Annotated in this window: 14 protein-coding genes and 2 pseudogenes; 9 read left to right on the forward strand and 7 right to left on the reverse strand. The window is 60.7% G+C overall.

Going from position 1 to position 17,749, the window contains the following annotated elements; all coding sequences use genetic code 11:
• Nucleotides 1-33: 33 nt before the first annotated feature.
• Nucleotides 34-186, reverse strand: a pseudogene (locus NKI17_RS20020) (zincin-like metallopeptidase domain-containing protein); the annotation flags it as partial.
• Here NKI17_RS20020 and NKI17_RS37020 point away from each other — a divergent pair.
• Nucleotides 150-329: pseudogene (locus tag NKI17_RS37020) on the forward strand (IS256 family transposase); the annotation flags it as partial. The pseudogenes NKI17_RS20020 and NKI17_RS37020 sit on opposite strands and share 37 nt — an antisense overlap.
• Nucleotides 330-482: 153 nt before the next feature.
• On the opposite strand, the gene NKI17_RS20030 reads toward NKI17_RS37020, so the two are convergent.
• The 5 genes from NKI17_RS20030 to NKI17_RS20050 form a co-directional block, all read right to left on the reverse strand.
• Nucleotides 483-1,160, reverse strand: coding sequence for a type 1 glutamine amidotransferase domain-containing protein (locus NKI17_RS20030; protein WP_352906686.1), 678 nt, complete (start codon nt 1,158-1,160; stop codon nt 483-485).
• An 82-nt stretch (nt 1,161-1,242) separates the two neighbouring features.
• Complete coding sequence (locus tag NKI17_RS20035; RefSeq protein ID WP_352906687.1) at nt 1,243-2,205, reverse strand: enoyl-CoA hydratase/isomerase family protein; 963 nt, start codon at nt 2,203-2,205, stop codon at nt 1,243-1,245.
• Between the two features lie 86 nt (nt 2,206-2,291).
• A complete protein-coding gene (locus NKI17_RS20040) occupies nt 2,292-2,528 on the reverse strand; it encodes a tautomerase family protein (RefSeq protein WP_352906740.1) in 237 nt (78 codons plus the stop codon).
• A gap of 40 nt (nt 2,529-2,568) precedes the next feature.
• Nucleotides 2,569-3,279, reverse strand: a complete 711-nt coding sequence (locus tag NKI17_RS20045) for an SDR family NAD(P)-dependent oxidoreductase (protein ID WP_352906688.1) — start codon at nt 3,277-3,279, stop codon at nt 2,569-2,571.
• A 628-nt stretch (nt 3,280-3,907) separates the two neighbouring features.
• A complete protein-coding gene (locus tag NKI17_RS20050; protein WP_352906689.1) occupies nt 3,908-4,141 on the reverse strand; it encodes a hypothetical protein in 234 nt (77 codons plus the stop codon).
• Between the two features lie 396 nt (nt 4,142-4,537).
• Between NKI17_RS20050 and NKI17_RS20055 the strand changes: the two genes are divergently transcribed.
• From NKI17_RS20055 to NKI17_RS20085, 7 genes are all read left to right on the forward strand, one after another.
• Nucleotides 4,538-5,188: a VOC family protein gene (locus NKI17_RS20055; protein WP_352906690.1), complete on the forward strand. Its 651-nt coding sequence runs from the start codon at nt 4,538-4,540 to the stop codon at nt 5,186-5,188.
• A gap of 241 nt (nt 5,189-5,429) precedes the next feature.
• Nucleotides 5,430-6,722 carry an epoxide hydrolase family protein gene (locus NKI17_RS20060; protein ID WP_352906691.1) on the forward strand — a complete coding sequence of 431 codons (1,293 nt, stop codon included), beginning with the start codon at nt 5,430-5,432 and terminating at the stop codon, nt 6,720-6,722.
• Nucleotides 6,723-6,779: 57 nt separating this feature from the next.
• Nucleotides 6,780-7,712 (forward strand): NmrA family NAD(P)-binding protein, encoded by a 933-nt coding sequence (locus tag NKI17_RS20065; RefSeq protein WP_352906692.1) that lies wholly within the window; start codon nt 6,780-6,782, stop codon nt 7,710-7,712.
• A 58-nt stretch (nt 7,713-7,770) separates the two neighbouring features.
• On the forward strand, nt 7,771-8,832 hold the full coding sequence (locus NKI17_RS20070; RefSeq protein ID WP_352906693.1) for an alpha/beta fold hydrolase: 1,062 nt from the start codon (nt 7,771-7,773) through the stop codon (nt 8,830-8,832).
• Nucleotides 8,833-9,007: 175 nt separating this feature from the next.
• Complete coding sequence (locus NKI17_RS20075; protein ID WP_352787669.1) at nt 9,008-9,463, forward strand: (2Fe-2S)-binding protein; 456 nt, start codon at nt 9,008-9,010, stop codon at nt 9,461-9,463.
• 13 nt (nt 9,464-9,476) lie between these two features.
• Nucleotides 9,477-11,681, forward strand: coding sequence for a xanthine dehydrogenase family protein molybdopterin-binding subunit (locus tag NKI17_RS20080; RefSeq protein ID WP_352906694.1), 2,205 nt, complete (start codon nt 9,477-9,479; stop codon nt 11,679-11,681).
• Nucleotides 11,682-13,197: 1,516 nt separating this feature from the next.
• Entirely contained in the window at nt 13,198-14,577 is a 1,380-nt protein-coding gene (locus NKI17_RS20085; protein ID WP_352906695.1) for an FAD-containing oxidoreductase, read from the forward strand.
• Nucleotides 14,578-14,823: 246 nt separating this feature from the next.
• On the opposite strand, the gene NKI17_RS20090 is transcribed toward NKI17_RS20085, so the two are convergent.
• Nucleotides 14,824-15,702: a two-component system sensor histidine kinase NtrB gene (locus NKI17_RS20090; protein WP_352906696.1), complete on the reverse strand. Its 879-nt coding sequence runs from the start codon at nt 15,700-15,702 to the stop codon at nt 14,824-14,826.
• Nucleotides 15,703-16,133: 431 nt separating this feature from the next.
• On the opposite strand from NKI17_RS20090, the gene NKI17_RS20095 reads away from it, so the two are divergent.
• Entirely contained in the window at nt 16,134-17,420 is a 1,287-nt protein-coding gene (locus NKI17_RS20095) for an epoxide hydrolase family protein (RefSeq protein WP_352906741.1), read from the forward strand.
• The last annotated feature ends 329 nt before the right edge of the window (nt 17,421-17,749 follow it).

Consider the following 17,749-nt stretch of genomic DNA (forward strand, 5'->3'; position numbering starts at 1 on the left):
CGTCCTGCGGCTCGCTGCAGGGCGGTGAGTTACTCAGCAGCGGCCTGCGCCCGTGATGATGGCCCTCCTGTCATTCTTCAGGACAGCGAGCCAGCTCGTCTGATAGGCAGCTGTGTTGTCGCGCGGATCATGCACCACGCCCCGGTCGGCACACGATGCGGGAAGCTCGGCAACGAGCTCCTCGATATGGCAGAGGTGCCGCGTTGCCGCAGGGTCGTCTCATCGCCACCGCCTTCGCCCAATGGCGCGCCATAGCCGACCAGATCCGGCCGAAGGTGCCGAAGCTGGCGACAATCATGGACGACGCCGAGTCCGACGTGCTGGCCTACGCGCGCCTCGTCCCAGGGAAAGCTGATGCCTGCGCGGCATCAACTGACTGGATGGAGTTCACACGGCTTCAGATAGGCGGCGCTTGGGACATAGCCTTCGGCAAGCACCAAGACGCCTCAATCCAATGACCCCTTTGTCCTCCCGAAACGGTACTAGCCCTGCAGAAGCTTGAGCAACTCCTTGGCAGCCGAGCTAGATGAGGAGGGGTTCTGGCCGGTGATCAAGCGACCGTCAACGACTGTGAAATCGGCCCAATCACCAGCTTTTTCATAGTTGCCGCCCAAACGCTTCAGCTCGTCCTCAACGAGGAAGGGGACGACATCCGTCAGGTGGACCGCTTCCTCCTCGCTGTTGGTGAAGCCGGTGACACGCTTTCCCTTGACGATAGGTTGACCCCGATAAGTCACCTTTTGCAGGACAGCCGGGGCATGACACACTGCGACGACCGGCCTGTCTGAGTTGTAAAAATCCTCAATCAGGCGGATCGAATTCTCGTCATTGACAAGGTCCCACATGGGACCATGGCCCCCCGGATAAAAAACCGCATCGAAACCGTCCGCTTTCACGTCGCCGAGCTTTTCGGTCTTCGCCAATAGGTGCTGAGTTTCGGAGTCTTTCTTGAAGCGCGTCATCGCTTCTGTCTGATTGTCCGGATCGTCGCTTTTGGGGTCGATCGGCGGCTGCCCTCCCTTGGGCGATGCCAAAGTGATCTCGGCTCCGGCGTCCCTGAACACGTAGTAGGGGGCCGCGAACTCTTCCAGCCAGAAACCCGTCTGCTCGCCCGTATTCCCGAGCTGGTCATGCGACGTTAATACCATCAGGATTTTCATAGTCAGTCTCCGTTAGTTGCGGCGTGTCCCAGACCGGCATTGCCCGGTTACTCTTAATTCGGCTTCTCGTGATCTTCGCGGGCTATTCTTCGTACTTGGCTGTATAGTGTCCGAGGTTCTTTTCGACGTCCCCAGGCTGCTGCAGCCCCTGGTTAACGAGAGCTTTCACTCGCGCCTGAGCGCCGGGCCTTTGTACAGAAGTGATGAATGCGTCCCATCCCGGTTGCATTTCGGCGTCCGGCGGCAGGCTAGCGAGATCAACCAGGTTCTTGGTCTCGGCAATGGCTTCCCGATCGAACGAAGCAATACGCCTCGCCAAAGCATCGACAAAACTGTCGAGTTCGGAGTCAGGAAGTGCCCGATTCACGTAGCCGTAACGCTCAGCCAGTTCTCCGTTCAAATCATCGGCGCCAATCAGGATTTCCATTGCGCGGCCACGGCCAACCAGGCGAGGCAAACGCGCCATTGGGCCGCCACCCGGTACGAATCCCGCTCCGACTTCGAATTGCGACAGAACCGCTTTCTCGCGACTGGCGAAACGCATATCAGCAGCGAGCGCAAGTTCGCTGCCAATGCCACTCGCCCGGCCGCGAATCGATACGATTGTCACGGCCTTGAGACGGCTGAGGCGAACCATGAGGTCGGGCACGGGGTGCATGCCCGTAGGCCCCGGCTTCATCCCAGTGGAATCTTCAAGGGGCTCCAACAGGTCATAGTGCGCGATGAAATAGCCTGGGACCGCGCTGTCAATTACGACAACCTTAACGCTCGGGTCCGCTTCAACCTGGTCCAGGATGTTAACTAGTTCCCGAACCTCCGCAGGGCCGATTATGTTGAGGGGCGGATTGTTGAAGGTGACCTCCCAGTACGCTGCACTCTTGCGGGTCAAGCGGATATTCTCCGTCTGCTTGTTCTCAGCTGCTAGAACATGCGCGTGGGCGTCACCCGATGGCTTCGAGGTTTGTGCGAGTGTCTGGGTAGAGAAGCCAGCTACTGACGTTGCGGCGAACAGTATTGCTAGCTTACTGATATTGGACACCTTCATCGCTTGATTCCAGCTAGTTGAGCGCGGGGATCTGGCTTTTTGCACGTCGGATCACCAGCAATGTCGTCAGTTTCGATAGGCATGGGTCAGCTTCCTGTCGCTGCGCGCATGCGCCGGTAGTCGAGTGTAGGCAAGCCGCCCCAGCCCCAGTTGTCTGTGTCGACCTCCTCGATGATGACAAAAGTCGAGTCTAGAGACTTGTTAAGGACATCGCGCAGGAGCTGGCTCGCGCCCTTGATTAGGGCCGCCTTCTCCTCCGCAGTGACCGACGTTGTTCCTGACTTGGTGCCCTCGCGGGTCACTTGAATGGTAACAATAGGCATGTTGTTTCCTCGGCGAATTGGATGCTCAATACGAATTTCCTTAATGGCCGGCACTTTGGCCGCCATCTACGTGCAGGATCTCTCCGGTTACGAAGGCAGCCGATTCCAGGTAGAGAATTGCCTCGACAACATCGGCGATTTCGCCCATGCGTCCGACGGGGTGAAGGGCGCTAAGCGCTTCGTGCGTCTGGACCGGATGGATGGTCGTCTTGATGACACCGGGCGAGACCGCGTTCACCCGGATCCCGCGGCTTGCATACTCGATAGCAAGCGATCTGGTCGCGGCGTTCAAGCCGCCCTTAGTCAACGCAACGAGCGCCGCTGGCACGGCCGTATTTGGATGTGCGACCAGACTCGTTGTGACCTGCACGATATGGCCGCTGTACTTCTTTTCCATTTCGCGAGCGGCGAGTTGCGTGATGTGAAAGAAACCAGCGATGTTGACACCTAGGACCGCCATGAAGTCCTCCTCGGTGTAGAGGTTGAACGGCTTGGAGATAAAGATGCCCGCGTTGTTGACGAGCGTGTCTATCCGCCCGAACCGATCCACTCCTGTGGCGATAACGCGCTCGGCCGTCTTGGGATCGGAGATGTCACCGGCCACCACCAGAATGTCGTTGTCACCCGACCACTCCATTGAACGCGCTGTTGCGACCACACAGTAGTTCCGGTCCCGGTACGCCCTTGCAAGTGCAGCGCCAATACCGCGCGACGCGCCGGTAACGACTGCTACTTTCCGTTCGTCACCCACAGTAATTCACCTTTTCGACTTCCCTGTACCCAGTTCTGCACAACGCAATAGACAAAATGCAGGAGGAAGGATGCGAAATCGATAGTACGAAGGTGTCATCGATACCTTGGGATTAGTGGATCAGTGTCGAGCTATTCGGGGTGGATCGGACTCCGCAATGGTGGCGCGGCGCTATACCGCGTTAGGACCGCCGCTGAAGGATGGGCTACTGAGCGGACTTAGGCCCGCGACATGCGGGAGTCAGCGCGCGAGGCCGAGCCTCGCGGCAATGTTCCCTAGGTCGGGAAGAGTTTTCGCTTACATCTTGCGCATTACGCTGCCCCGATGCGCCTTGATGGACACGTGATCTCGCCGTCAGTTCCAATCTTCGCGATGATAGTGATTTTGGTAGCTGAACAAAGGCATGAGGATCGACGCGCAGGACCTGCGCAGAGAGTATTCGATCCGCTCTCTACCGCCCTCTCGCGGATAGGAATGGCCCTGTCCTTCCGATCTGCCGTTCAAGCCCACGACGGCATGCTCTGGGCTTGCCCAACGCCCCCAACGGGGCTCAATATTTCAATTCGCGTTAGGCACCAATACGCTCCGTCGGCATAGTGTGAGGCCTCGAAGTCGCGCACATTTGTGATCACTTCGAATCGTCGCGCGTCGCCGGGCTCGCCGGACGCAGGATCGATCGCCAGCATTCGAGCAGCCGCAGCAAGTTTCCGGATTGAGTAGCTTCATTGCAGCCATGAGCTTCGTCGAGCCGAAGGCCGTATATTCGGGCTGGGCTCGGTTGACAAACTAGATCTGCCGTCAGGCCCGCGGTCCACGCGATGGTCGGCAACACTTCCGCCACCCGACCGAGATGGATCTCCATTGCCATCTTTCGCGAGTGATAAGCTGCGCTACGACAATGCGGACCGTCCCATTGTATCTTTGTCGGTTTTCAGACGTCCAGTGTTCTCTCGCTGCTATCAATACAAAGGTATCGCCGACACCATCGTGCAATAGATTTGCCTCGGCTAACAGTCGATGTGTAACTCGCATCCAAACGGACCAATTAGACCGAGGGGCATATCATGTCAGCATTACCGATCTCGCCCACACGGCGCGAACTACTTGCCGCCACAGCCGCTGTGGGCGCTCTCAGCCTGCTCCCGGGAACGCTGCGGGCGGCGGGTGCTAGCGGCTCCATCCGCCCATTGAGGCGGCCCGCTGGTTAGCCGAAAGCAGAGCGCAGCAAAACAACACTAGAGGAGAAAAGGAGACCACCATGAACCAGATTCTGTCCAAAAGAGCCGTCGCACACTCCGCAGGAACGGTCGACCTGAAGCTCGAGGTCGTCGTCATCTCTGTATCGGATGTCGATCGCGCCAAGCGCTTTTATGGTGACTTGGGCTGGCGGCTCGACGCAGACTTCGTCGTCGGGGACGAATTTCGGGGCGTACAATTCACACCTCCCGGCTCTCCTGCCTCGATCCAATTCGGTAAGGAGACGCCGTCCGCGGCGCCAGGACCGGCAAATCGACTCTATCTCGTTGTGTCGGACATCGTGGCGGCTCGTGCCGAGCTCTTAGGTCGTGGTGTCGAAGTGAGTGAAGTGTTCCACCGTGCCGGTCCGGGAAAACCGGCCGTCACCGGCCCGGACCCGGAACGGCGCAGTTACTTTACCTACGCCACGTTCCGCGACCCGGATGGCAATGAATGGCTCCTCCAGGAAGTCACCACCCGATTCCCGGGCCGGATTGACTCGAACACGACGAGCTTCGCCTCGGCATCGGATCTGGCGAGCGCCTTGCGGCGTGCGTCGGCCGCTCACGGCGAGCACGAGAAGCGGAACGGCGGCCAGCGAGATGAGAACTGGCCGGATTGGTACGCCGAATACATGGTGGCGGAGCAGTCGGGCAAGCCGCTACCGCTTTAAGCAGCCGTTGCGGCGGCTTCAATAGGTGACTGCGCACGATTGCAAGCTGCTCCGTTCAGCCCCGACGGTTCGAGACTGCAATCGTGCGTTCCTTCGGTCGATCACCAGACACCCCTGCTTGCCGCGCCCATCAACCCAAAGGTATTGGCGATACCATCGTGCAATAGATTTGCTCTGCATAACAGCCGATTGCCGATTTGAGTATCGTATCCGACAGATGGGAACACAGAGGAGGTCGTCCATGTCTGCAACATCACTATCGCCCACGCGCCGCGATCTGCTTGCCGCCACGGCCGCGGTCGGGACCCTCAGCCTGATGCCATCGGTGCTTCGCGCAGAGGCCGCTGACAATTCAATTCGTCCCTTCCGCATCAGTGTTTCCGAAGAGGCGCTCGTAGATCTTCGCAGGCGCATCGCGGCGACACGGTGGCCCGACATGGAAACCGTCAGTGACCGTACCCAAGGTGTCCAATTGGCGAAGCTAAAGCCGCTCGTAGAGTACTGGGGTACCCTCTATGACTGGCACAAGGTCGAAGCGAAGCTCAACCAGATCCCCCAGTTCATCACCGAGATCGACGGGTTGGAAATCCAATTCGCTCACATCCGCTCGCCCCATAACAACGCCATGCCGCTGCTTATGACGCACGGTTGGCCGGGCTCCATTATCGAGCTGCTCAAGGTCATCGATCCACTCACCAATCCCACGGCCCATGGCGGTAGCGCCGAGGATGCCTTTCACCTCGTCCTTCCCACAATGCCTGGCTACGGCTTCTCTGGCCATCCAAAGACGACCGGCTGGAGCCCTGCTCGGATGGCGAGCGCGTTCCACGAGCTGATGCTCCGGCTTGGCTACCAGCAGTACGTCTCCCAAGGAGGCGACTGGGGCGCGATCATCTCTGAGCTGCTCGCGGTGCAAGCGCCGGAGGGTCTCCTCGGCATCCACGTCAATATGCCCGGCACTGTGCCGCCGGACGTCCTCCGGCACCTACGCAATTTCGATGCCGTACCCGCGGATTTCTCGGAGAGCGAGATGGTCGCCTACGACCGGCTCCTGCATTTCTACCGCGACGGCTTCGGCTACGCGGCGATGATGAATCAGAGCCCGCAGACGATAGGCTACGCCCTCGCGGATTCGCCGGTCGCCATGGCGGCATATTACTACGACAAATTCGCGGAGTGGACCGACAGCGGCGGAGAACCAGAGAAAGTCCTGACGTACGACGAGATGTTGGACGCCATCTCTCTCTACTGGCTGACCAATACCGGGACATCATCGTCTCGGTCCTACTGGGAAGGCGCCCGGGCAGGCGGCGGCCCGTTCAACGCGTTCGACATCCCGGCTGTCCCGGTCGCGGTTAGCGTGTTCCCAGCCGAGATCTACCGCGCGCCTCGGCGGTGGGGCGAGCAGAGTTTCGGCAATCTCATCTACTGGAACGAGGTCGACAAGGGCGGCCACTTCGCTGCCTGGGAGCAGCCCGAACTCTTTTCCGCCGAGATCAGGGCCGCGTTCCGCTCGCTTCGTCGATCGGGATGAGATCAACCGCAGAACGGCCTGCCGCTCCGCCTCCCGCTGAACGCAATGAGAATGACGATGACATCAGCAAATGGCGGTTCGATCCTCGTGACTGGAGCAGCGGGTGACATCGGTGCTATCGGCCGCCATCTCACCGCAATGCTCCTCGCCAAGGGGCATAACGTGCGCGCCCTGGTGCGGCGGGAAGATGCAAGGGCTGAGGCCTTGCGAATGCTCGGGGCCGAGGTCGTGCAGGGCGATCTGACCGATCTTGTCTCGGTTCACCGTGCCGTGGAAGGTTGCGCACGCATCTATTTCGGAATGTCAGTCTCGGCGGCTTATCTCGAAGCGACTGTGAACCTCGCCGCGGTGGCGCGCCACCATGGTGTCGAGGCATTCGTGAACATGTCGCAGATGACGGTAACGCAGATGAGCATCACCGAGACCACTGACAGCCCGCAGCACAAGCTGCACTGGCTTGCGGAACAGTCATTGGCCTGGTCGGGGCTGCCGGTCGTCACCGTGCGGCCGACGGTCTTCCTCGAAAGCTTTTTCCTGCGTCTCGCCGCGGCTGGCGTCCGAGACAACGACGAACTGGCGCTGCCGCTGGGAAACAGCAGGACCTCGCCTATCTCGGCTGTTGATGTGGCGCGCGCGGTTTGCGTGATCCTCGTCGACCCTGCCTCCCACATTGGTCATGTCTACAATCTGACCGGATTTGAGTCGGCCGATCTGGACCATTACGCGCGGGTCTTCTCCGAGGTTCTCGGCCGAACGATCGGCTATCGCAACGTACCGCTCTCCGCGTGGACGGACAGTATGCGAGAGCTTGGAGTGCCGGCGCACCTCGTCAACCACCTCGTCGCGATGGCCGAGCTGCACGTGCAGGGACGCTATGACCGCATGACGGATGACCTGTTCAAGCTCACCGGCAAGACGCCGACGAGCATGTCCGACTTCGTAAAACTGCACGCTGCTGAATTCACGCGGAGTGAAGCCGCGGCGGCTTGAGATACTGGCCGACGCCGTGTCGCTACGTGCACAGTCATCGCGAGAGGAAAGGCCTGTCATGGACAAGATCAAGAATCCCGAGAAGATTCATCGTCGCCGCCTCTTGGTGGGCGCCGCGGCAATGGCAGTTGCAGCCGCGGAACTCACCGCAAATGGGCGGGCAGAGGACCCCGCTGGGGTTACAATTCAGGCCAACGCGCCCACCTCGGGCGGGGGGCCGAACTCGTTCGGATCGCTCAAACAGATCAATGCAGGCGTGCTGGATGTCGGATATGCCGAGCTGGGGCCTGCCGACGGCGCGCCTGTCATTTTGCTTCATGGCTGGCCGTACGACATCCACACCTTCATCGACGTCGCACCCCTGCTTGCAGCGAAGCGACATCGTGTGATCGTGCCCTACCTGCGTGGATACGGCACCACGCGTTTCCTGTCGGACGACACGATGCGCAACGGTCAGCAGTCGGCGTTCGCTGCAGACACGATCGCCCTGATGGATGCGCTGGGCATCGAAAGAGCTATTGTCGCCGGCTGCGACTGGGGCGCCCGCACGGCGAACATCATCGCCGCCCTGTGGCCGGAACGCTGCAAGGCGATGGTCTCGGTGAGCGGCTATCTCATCGGGAATCAGCAGCTCGGCATGGTGCCGCTGCCGCCGAAGGCCGAGCTGCAGTGGTGGTACCAATACTATTTCGCCACGGACCGCGGCCGTGACGGCTACGAGAAATACAGGAACGATTTTGCCAGGCTGATCTGGCAGCTCGCTTCGCCCTTATGGAGCTTCGACGACGCCACCTTCGAGCGCAGCGCTGCGGCCTTCGACAATCCTGATCATGTGGCGATCGTGATCCACAATTACCGCTGGCGACTCGGGTTGGCTGGAGGCGAGCAGCAGTACGATGAGCTGGAGCAGCAGCTCGCGCAAGGTCCTCTCATCAGGGTGCCCACGATCACACTCGAGGGCGACGCCAACGGCGCGCCGCATCCGAATCCCAGTGCATATGCAAAGAAGTTCGTGGGCAAGTATCAGCACCGGATGATCCCAGGCAACATCGGTCACAATTTGCCGCAAGAAGCGCCACACGCCTTCGCTCAGGCGGTGATCGATGTTGATGGCATTTGACGGCGATCCGGACACGGTCCCTGGTGAGAGAGCCTCAGCTACCGGCGCCGAGACAGTCGGCATTCGCGCACGTTGCACCCACCAATCCCAAGGTATCGGCGATACCATCGTGCAATGGACTCGGCTCCATCGTGCGGTAGCGTTGCCGACCACGATGGTCAAAGGGAGATACACCATGGCCTTTTCCATTAAAGTCAATGGTCAGACGCATAGCGTGGATGTCGACAACGATACTCCTCTTTTGTGGGTGCTGCGTGACGTGCTTGGCATGACGGGCACGAAATTCGGATGTGGCTTGGCGCTCTGCGGCGCCTGCACGGTGCATGTCGACGGCGTCGCGACGCGTTCCTGCGTCACGCCTGTCGACAGCATCGGCCCGTCCGAAATTGTCACGATCGAGACGATAGGTGCGACGACGGTGGGCGCCAAGATCCAGAAGGCCTGGCTAGATCGGGAGGTCGTTCAGTGCGGCTACTGCCAGTCGGGGCAGATCATGTCCGCGGCGGAACTCCTCGCCACCAACCCCAATCCGACGGATGCTGACATCGACAACGCGATGTCGGGTAACATTTGCCGCTGCGGGACTTATGCCCGCATTCGCGAGGCCATCAAGCAGGCTGCGGCGAGCTGAGAGGGAGGCAACCATGAGAATCGACCAACAGGCGACCCGGACTTCCGACCGGCATCAACTGCCAGCGGTGAACGCTCTCTCCCGGCGGTCCTTTCTGCAGGCAGGTGTGGCTGCCAGCGGCGGCCTGCTGCTCAGTCTCAGCCTGCCGTTCCCGGCTGATGGAGCGGAAGCGAGCACCGACGATATCTTTGCGCCAAACGCGTTCGTTCGCATCGGCAGTGACGGCAAGATCGTCCTGACCATGCCTTACGTCGAAATGGGGCAGGGCACATACACGGCGATCCCGATGCTGATCGCCGAAGAGCTCGAGGTGGATCTCAAACAGGTCGAATTGCAGCACGCCCCGCCCGATGAAAAGCTCTACGCTAACCCCTTGCTGGGCGTGCAGGCGACGGGCAATTCGAACGCGATCCGAGGAGCATGGGAGCCGCTGCGCCATGCCGGTGCGACCGCGCGGATCATGCTGGTGGCCGCTGCCGCGAAACGCTGGAAAGTCGATCCGGGGGCCTGCCGCGCCGAACGCGGAGAAGTTGTTCATGCGACCACCGGCCAACGTATCAGGTACGGCGAACTTGCCGCCGATGCGGCTCGGATGCCGGTTCCCGCAAGCGTCGAGCTCAAACGACCGCAGGATTTCACGCTCATTGGCACCCCGGCGAAGCGTCTCGACACGCCGGCGAAGGTCAATGGGACGGCGGTCTACGGTATCGACGCACGCCCGCCAGGCGTGAAGATCGCGACGCTTGCGCAGTCGCCGGTGTTTGGCGGTCGCGTCAAGCGCGTCGACGATGCGGCTGCCAGAGCCGTCAATGGCGTGCGCCAGATTGTGCGGCTTCACGACGCTGTGGCCGTCGTGGCCGATCACATGGGAGCTGCCAAAAAAGGGCTAGAGGCCCTGGTGATTGAATGGGACGACGGTCCACACGCCAAACTCGACACGGGCACAGTCCTCGGCGAGCTCGAACGGGCAACGCTCAATCCGGGCGCAGTTGCGCAGAGCATCGGGAATATCGAGCGTGGGATGGCGGACGCCGTCACCAAGGTCGAAGCGACCTACCGGGTTCCGTTTCTTGCGCACGCGTCCATGGAACCGATGAACTGCACGGTTCATTTGCGTGAGGACGGCTGCGAAATCTGGGTTGGAAACCAAGCGCTCGCACGCGCCCAGGCGGCCGCGGCGGAGACCGCTGGTTTGTCGTTGGACAAGGTCGTCGTGCACAATCATCTGATTGGCGGTGGTTTCGGGCGAAGGCTCGAGGCAGACGGTGTCATTCGCGCCGTCGAGATTGCGAAGCATGTAGACGGGCCGGTCAAGGTCGTGTGGACCCGCGAGGAGGATATTCAGCATGACATGTATCGTCCCATGTTCTTCGACCGGGTCTCGGCCGGTCTCGACACAAAGGGGATGCCTGTCGCCTGGAACAATCGTTTTGCCGGATCCTCCATCATAGCAAGGTGGCTACCGCCCGCGTTCAACAACGGTCTCGACCCCGACACGACCGAGGGCGCCATCAACCTTGTCTACGACCTTCCGAATCTGAATGTTGAATACGTGCGGGTGGAACCGCCCGGCATTCCGACTGCCTTCTGGCGTAGCGTCGGCCCGTCACACAATGTCTTTGTGACTGAAAGTTTCATGGACGAACTGGCGGTGGCGGCCGAGCAGGATCCGGTTGTCTACCGGCTCGCGCTCCTCGGTAAATCGCCCCGAGCCAAGGCTGTCCTCGAGCTCGCCGCCGACAAAGCCGGTTGGGGACAAGAGCTCCCCCAATGGGTCGGCCGCGGTGTCTCAATCCAGAACGCGTTTGGGAGCTATATGGCGCAGGTTGCCGAAGTTGAAGTGGCGAAAGACGGCACCGTTCGCGTTCGGCGCGTCGTCTGCGCAGTCGATTGCGGCATGGTCGTCAATCCCGACACTGTCCAGGCGCAGATCCAGAGTGCAGTCATGTTCGGAACCACCGCCGCGCTCCATGGTGAGATCACGCTGAAGGACGGCCGAGTCAAGCAGACGAACTTCGACACCTACCAGATTCTGCGGATGGACCAGGCGCCAGCTGTCGAGGTGCACATCGTCCAGAGTTCCGAGGCCCCGGGCGGAATGGGCGAGGCCGGGACTTCCTGCATCGTTCCTGCCGTGAGCAATGCGATCTTCGCGGCTACGGGTAAGCGCCTGCGACAGATGCCCGTGGACCAAGCTGTCTTGCAGCGACCTGTTTGAATGGGAAATGGCATGACGCGGACGAGCAGGACGCCCGAACTATATTGGCCTCAAAATGAACTGTGTAGTCGTTGCGCTCGTCTGCAAACCAAGCGTCGTACTCACACGCGGGCCGGATGACCCCTTGCGGCCGAGCATGGCGGACGATGGCTTTAGCCTGATGGTGACGGGCTAGTGGAGCGAAAGCCTATGGGCGCTTCGCGTTTCGTCAACGATGGTGAAGCCGCGGCAGGCCCTCATTCAGATCTACACGAACCTTCGCCGCGCCACGGGAATTCTTCACCAGGGCCGCCCGACAAACGCACCTTGCCCTCAGAATCCGCGCGGCGGTACAAACAGGCAGATGGTGTGCCCGTCATTCGCGCCGGCCACCGAACACCAATGAAACACGCCATCGGGACTGTTCTTGATGCGGCTGTCTGTGTATGTAATTACCTCCCCGGTGCCCTTTATAACATAGCCTTCGGGCCGCTCTCCGATGGCATTGTACGCAACGTCACGGCAGTCGTAGCCAGAGCAGCAGGAGAAGGGATAAGTCCACCCCTGTGGCCGCGTAGCGGTTGGTAACGCGTCATGCGCCCTGGCCTGCGCTGCTATGAGGAGCACCCCTGTGCCGACCAGAACAGCCCCGACCAGGCCCAGAAGCGCTCTGCCTGCGAAGTCATTGCTGGGTGCGGGCCTGCTGCCGTCGTCAACGACACAGCCGACATCACAGCGGCAGAGCGGGTAGAGACTGCAGCGGACTGCCTGTTTCGGTCTCATAGGGGAACTCCTGTACTTGGCGTTGCTCGCTCTAACAGATCGGCACAGAGCGGTTGCGAGCTGTGGAAGTTCGACTCTTTCACGCCTTAAACGGCACATTCCGGGGCGCTCATTTCGTCGCCGAGGCACTGCATCATCCGCCGCATCGTCTCGGCATTGCGCGCCTCGCGTCGACCGTGACCATGCGGCGCGAGGCTGGTCCAGGGCCGCGCATGTAGTAAAGCTCCGGCCGGTAGCGGGTTGCGACGAATTCGCGAAACGCTGATAGAGGCTGTATGATGAGGGACAAGAGTTTCATGACGTGATTTCCTTTCCACTAAGCACGTCTGCACAGACGAATGGCACGTACACATTCGTACAAGTGTGGAGACGAATCTATTGCACGATGGTGTTGCCAATACTTTGGCATCAGTGTGCGCGACTAGCGCCACATCAACCTCAGTCCTGATCGCAAGCGGCCGCCACGAAGACAGCTTCCGCGTCGGCATTATCGCAGCGCGTACTCAGCACGGGGGCCGAACCAAAAGTATCGGCAACACCATCGTGCAATAGATTTGCTGCGGATATCAGTCTATCTGTGTGCCTATAACCGAATTGCGAGTGGTTTCCGTGCGGGCGCCCTTGCGGCCGCCTGGATCCATTCAATCGGCACTCCTGATCAACCCCGCATTCCATCTGAGCGACGAATGGAGGTTCTCGTGAAAACGGTTCGTATCATGGCGACAGCAGCAGCTCTAATCATCGGGACCGGGTCATGAACCGTAGCTTCGACGCGATCATCATCGGCGCCGGGCAGGCGGGACCCTCACTCGTCGGGCGCTTCACAGCGGCCGGCATGAAGGTCGCGCTGATCGAACGCAAGTTCGTCGGCGGAACCTGCGTCAACACCGGCTGCATGCCCACGAAGGCCATGGTCGCCAGCGCCTATGCCGCGCATTTCGCCCGGCGCGCGGGCGACTTCGGCGTCTCGGTCAGTGGCGGGATCGCAGTTGACATGAAGAAGGTACACGCGCGCGCGGCCAAGGTAACGCTCGACGCGCGTTCGGGCCTCGAGAGATGGCTGACCGGCATGGAGAACTGCACCGTGCTCCGCGGTCATGCCCGGTTCGTCGGCCCGCACAAGATCGAGGTTGGCGGCGAATTACTCTCGGCGCCGAGTATCTTCATCAATGTCGGCGGCCGGGCGGCAAGACCCGATATGCCCGGTATCGACCAAGTCAAGGTCCTGGACAACACCGACATGGTCACGCTCGACCAGGCGCCTCGCCACCTCATCGTGGTCGGTGGCAGCTATGTCGGGCTCGAATTCGCACAGATGTTCCGCCGCTTCGGGGCCGAAGTGACCGTCGTGGAGAAGGGACCTCGGCTGGTCTCGCGCGAGGATGAAGATGTTTCCGCATCGATTAAGGACATTCTCGAGCGTGAAGGTATTGCAATTAGGCTTGACGCCGAATGCATCCGCTTTGAGCCACACGGCGATGAAATCCGTGTCGGCCTTAACTGCGCGCGCGACCCTCGCGACGTGGTCGGCAGCCACGTGCTACTCGCTGTCGGACGCCGCCCCAACACCGATGATCTGGGTTTGGACCTGGCAGAAATCGCACGGGACGCCCGCGGCTACATTACTGTCGACGACCGTCTCGCGACTAATGTCGAGGGTGTCTTCGCGCTCGGCGAATGCAACGGCCGCGGTGCCTTCACCCACACGGCCTACAACGACTTCGAAATCGTTGCCGCCAATCTGCTCGACGGGGAAAGCCGCAAAGTCAGTGACCGCGTGCCCGGCTATGCGCTCTACATCGACCCGCCGCTGGGACGCGCCGGGATGACCGAGGCGGAAGGGCGGAAGGCCGGTCTAACCGTCCTGATCGGCTCGCGGCCAATGACGCGTGTCGGCCGCGCTATTGAGAAGGGCGAGACGCTCGGATTCATGAAGGTCGTCGCCAATGCAGAAACGGGTAAGATCCTCGGCGGCGCTATCCTCGGGCCGGGCGGCGACGAGGCAATCCACGGTATACTCGACGCCATCAACGTGGGCACGCCATATCGAGACCTTCAATGGGCCGTGCCGATCCATCCAACGGTCTCGGAGCTTATACCAACTGTGATCGGTGCGATGCAGCAGAGTCGTTAGCGAATACGGCGCCCGGAAGCGACCAGTGCGCGCCTGACGAGCAGATCTCCGTGCTCGCTGCGTTGAGGCGGAGCCGTCGCCGTGCATCTTTCTCACGGCCCGTCGGGGACCGCCGTTCACAGCGCAAAACCAGTGCGTTTTTCGCACGGCCGACTCGCATGCAGAATAACGCCCCCGCTATGATCGGCGCCAGCTTGCGCCTCACCGCCATCACGATCTTGCGGTGCGAGGCGCGTGAGGCGACCGCTAGCACCTAGTTCTCGACTTTTTCAGGCCACAGCTCGCTGCGGCGCTGGGCACTACACGCAGCCATAGGTCAATCGCAGTGCCGTAGTATGGCGTGCTTGTGACCGACAGCCCACCGCCTTGTCTTTCCATCAGTTGGCTCACCATCGCGAGGCCGAGCCCTGTACCGTTAGTTTTCGTCGAAAAGTAGGGGACCCCCGCACTTCGCAGCGTCGCCAGGTCCATGCCGATACCGGTATCGGCAACCGAGAGACGGACCATCGGTTCGCGCGTGGCGGTGCGGTTGCCAGGCTGGCGAGCCATGGCGGCGGCTACGACGACCTCCCCGCCGTCCGGCATCGCATCGCGGGCGTTGAGCACCAGATTGAGCAATGTCCGCTCTATTAGCTGCCGGTCGATGAAGGCCGGCGGAAGATCGTTGGCAATATCGAATCGAATGATGATAGCGGTAGGCAACACGCTCGCAAGGACCGGCTCCAGGGTTTCCAGAAGCTGGCTGATATCCACCGCCGCTAGCTGGAGTTTCCGAGGGTTCGCAAAATCGAGCAGTTGTCGTGCCAGTGTTTTGGCGCGGAAGGCGCAGAATATCGCTCCATCTATGCGTCTGAGCTGCCTCGGCGAGCCTGCCTTCAGACGTTGCAGTTCCTCCATGATCGTGACGATCGGGGTGAGGAGATTGTTGAAATCGTGGACGATCGAGGCGAGCAGTATTCGCGGATCAGTACCCGCCACCGCAGGAGTGTCCTCGTCGATGCTTCGATACCGCGATGTCCGATGCCGTTCTTCTATCATGTCCTCTCTCCATCGGGAAACTTCTTCGGGAAGTCTCGATAAGCTGACCGGCGAAGGCGAGACCACCGGCCGGCGATGTGTTTTCATGACGCTTTCCTGTCACTCCGCACATCTGGCTAGTCGGATGCAATGCCCAGAATCGATCAAGCGAGCAGGCAAATCTATTGGACGAAGGTATCCTCAATACTTTGGCGTCGGTTTAGCGACGAGAAGCCAGATCGTAGCGGGAAGTTGTATTCGAGAGGTACCTTGAAGACGTCCACCGTAGGCCAAGCCTGGGCGAATTGTCGTCGACAAAGAGCAAATCAAGCGGTTTCGTCGCGAGTTCGACCCGCGCCGTGCGCGAAGGGTTCTATTCTTCTTCGTGCACGGCTCCTTATCGGGCCGGAATGGGGTTAATCGCTAATCATGCAAACCAATGCAAAGGTATCGTCAATACCATGGTCCAATCGATTGTCTACGCATGAAGGTAGAGCTTGGTGTTCGCATTCAAAGATCTGAAACTAGCGGAGAATGTCATGCCAGCAACATCTCTATCGACTACACGGCGCGAACTGATTGCAGCCACGGCCGTGGTCGGAGCGCTCAGCCTGATGCCAGGGACGCTGAGCGCTGCGGGCGCTGGCGATTCCATCCGCCCCTTCGCCGTCAGCTTCACGCCGGACGCGATCACCGAGCTTCGCCGGCGAGTCGCCGCTACCCGGTGGCCCGAACGGGAAACCGTCACGGATGACTCGCAGGGTGTACAGCTCGCGACCATTCAGAAACTCGCGCGCTATTGGGCGACAGATTACGACTGGAGGAGGTGTGAGGCGCAGCTGGCCGCCTTGCCGAACTTCCTGACCGAGATCGACGGGCTGGATATTCACTTCATTCACGTGCGTTCGAAGCATGGAAATGCGCTGCCGATCATCGTCACGCACGGCTGGCCTGGATCGATCGTCGAGCAGCTGAAGATCGTCGATCCACTGACTAATCCCACCGCCCATGGCGGCAGCGCGTCGGACGCCTTCCATGTCGTGATCCCGTCGATGCCAGGGTACGGCTTTTCGGGCAAGCCGACCACCACCGGTTGGGACCCCACCCGCATCGCGGGGGCATGGACCGTGCTGATGAAGCGCCTCGGCTACACGCAATTCGTGGCGCAAGGCGGCGATTGGGGTGCACTCGTCACAGAGCAGATGGGCGTGCAGGCGCCCTCGGAATTGCTCGGCATCCACACCAACATGCCTGCCGCCGTACCGAAGGAAATTTCGAAGGCACTCCATTCCGGCGACGGCCCGCCGCCCGGCCTCGCGGCCGACGAAAACCATGCGTTCGAGCGGCTGGCGTTTTTCTTCACGAAAGGCTTGGCTTACGCCCAGGAAATGGGGAACCGCCCACAGACGCTATACGCGATTGCCGATTCACCTGTCGGACTCGCCGCCTGGTTCCTCGACCACGACGCGTTGAGTTACGAACTTATCGCACGCGCCTTCAATAGCCAGCCCGAAGGCCTAACGCGAGACGATGTTCTCGACAACATCACGCTAGCGTGGCTCACCAGCACGGCGATTTCCTCGGCTCGTCTGTATTGGGAGAACAAGCTTGCCTTTTTCGCCCCCAAGAACATCACCATTCCCGTTGCCGTGAGCGCCTTTCCCGACGAGCTCTATCAGGCACCACGGAGCTGGGCGGAGCGGGCCTATCCTAATCTCATCCATTACAGCAAACTCGACAAAGGCGGACACTTCGCGGCCTGGGAACAGCCGGAGCTTCTCACCGCCGAGTTGAGGGCAGCGTTCCGGCCACTGCGCCAGAACTGAGAGGAAGCCGTTCGTCTTGCGTCCGCTCTGCTCCCGAGGGGACCGTGGACATTCGAGCCCGGTCCGCCGCGCCCGAACCACGCGCCGCTGCCGACCCACGGAGAAGGAGAAACACGAGCAGTGAATATCCGATCGAACTGGAAGTCGTTGGAGGAAATCGTGTGGGCAAGGGTAAACTCGGTCAAGTGGCGCAAACTGATTGCCACTGCCGCAGCGCCGAGCGCGGTTAGTCTTCTGCCTGGGCAACTCTCTGCGGCGCTTACTGCGGCGAGCGCGGTTCGCCCTACGCGCGACAGCGACGATCGAGACGTCGTTCTCGTCGCTGGCTC

Origin of the sequence: Mesorhizobium sp. M0816, from assembly GCF_040320005.1 — a bacterium.
Classification (GTDB): Bacteria; Pseudomonadota; Alphaproteobacteria; order Rhizobiales; family Rhizobiaceae; genus Mesorhizobium.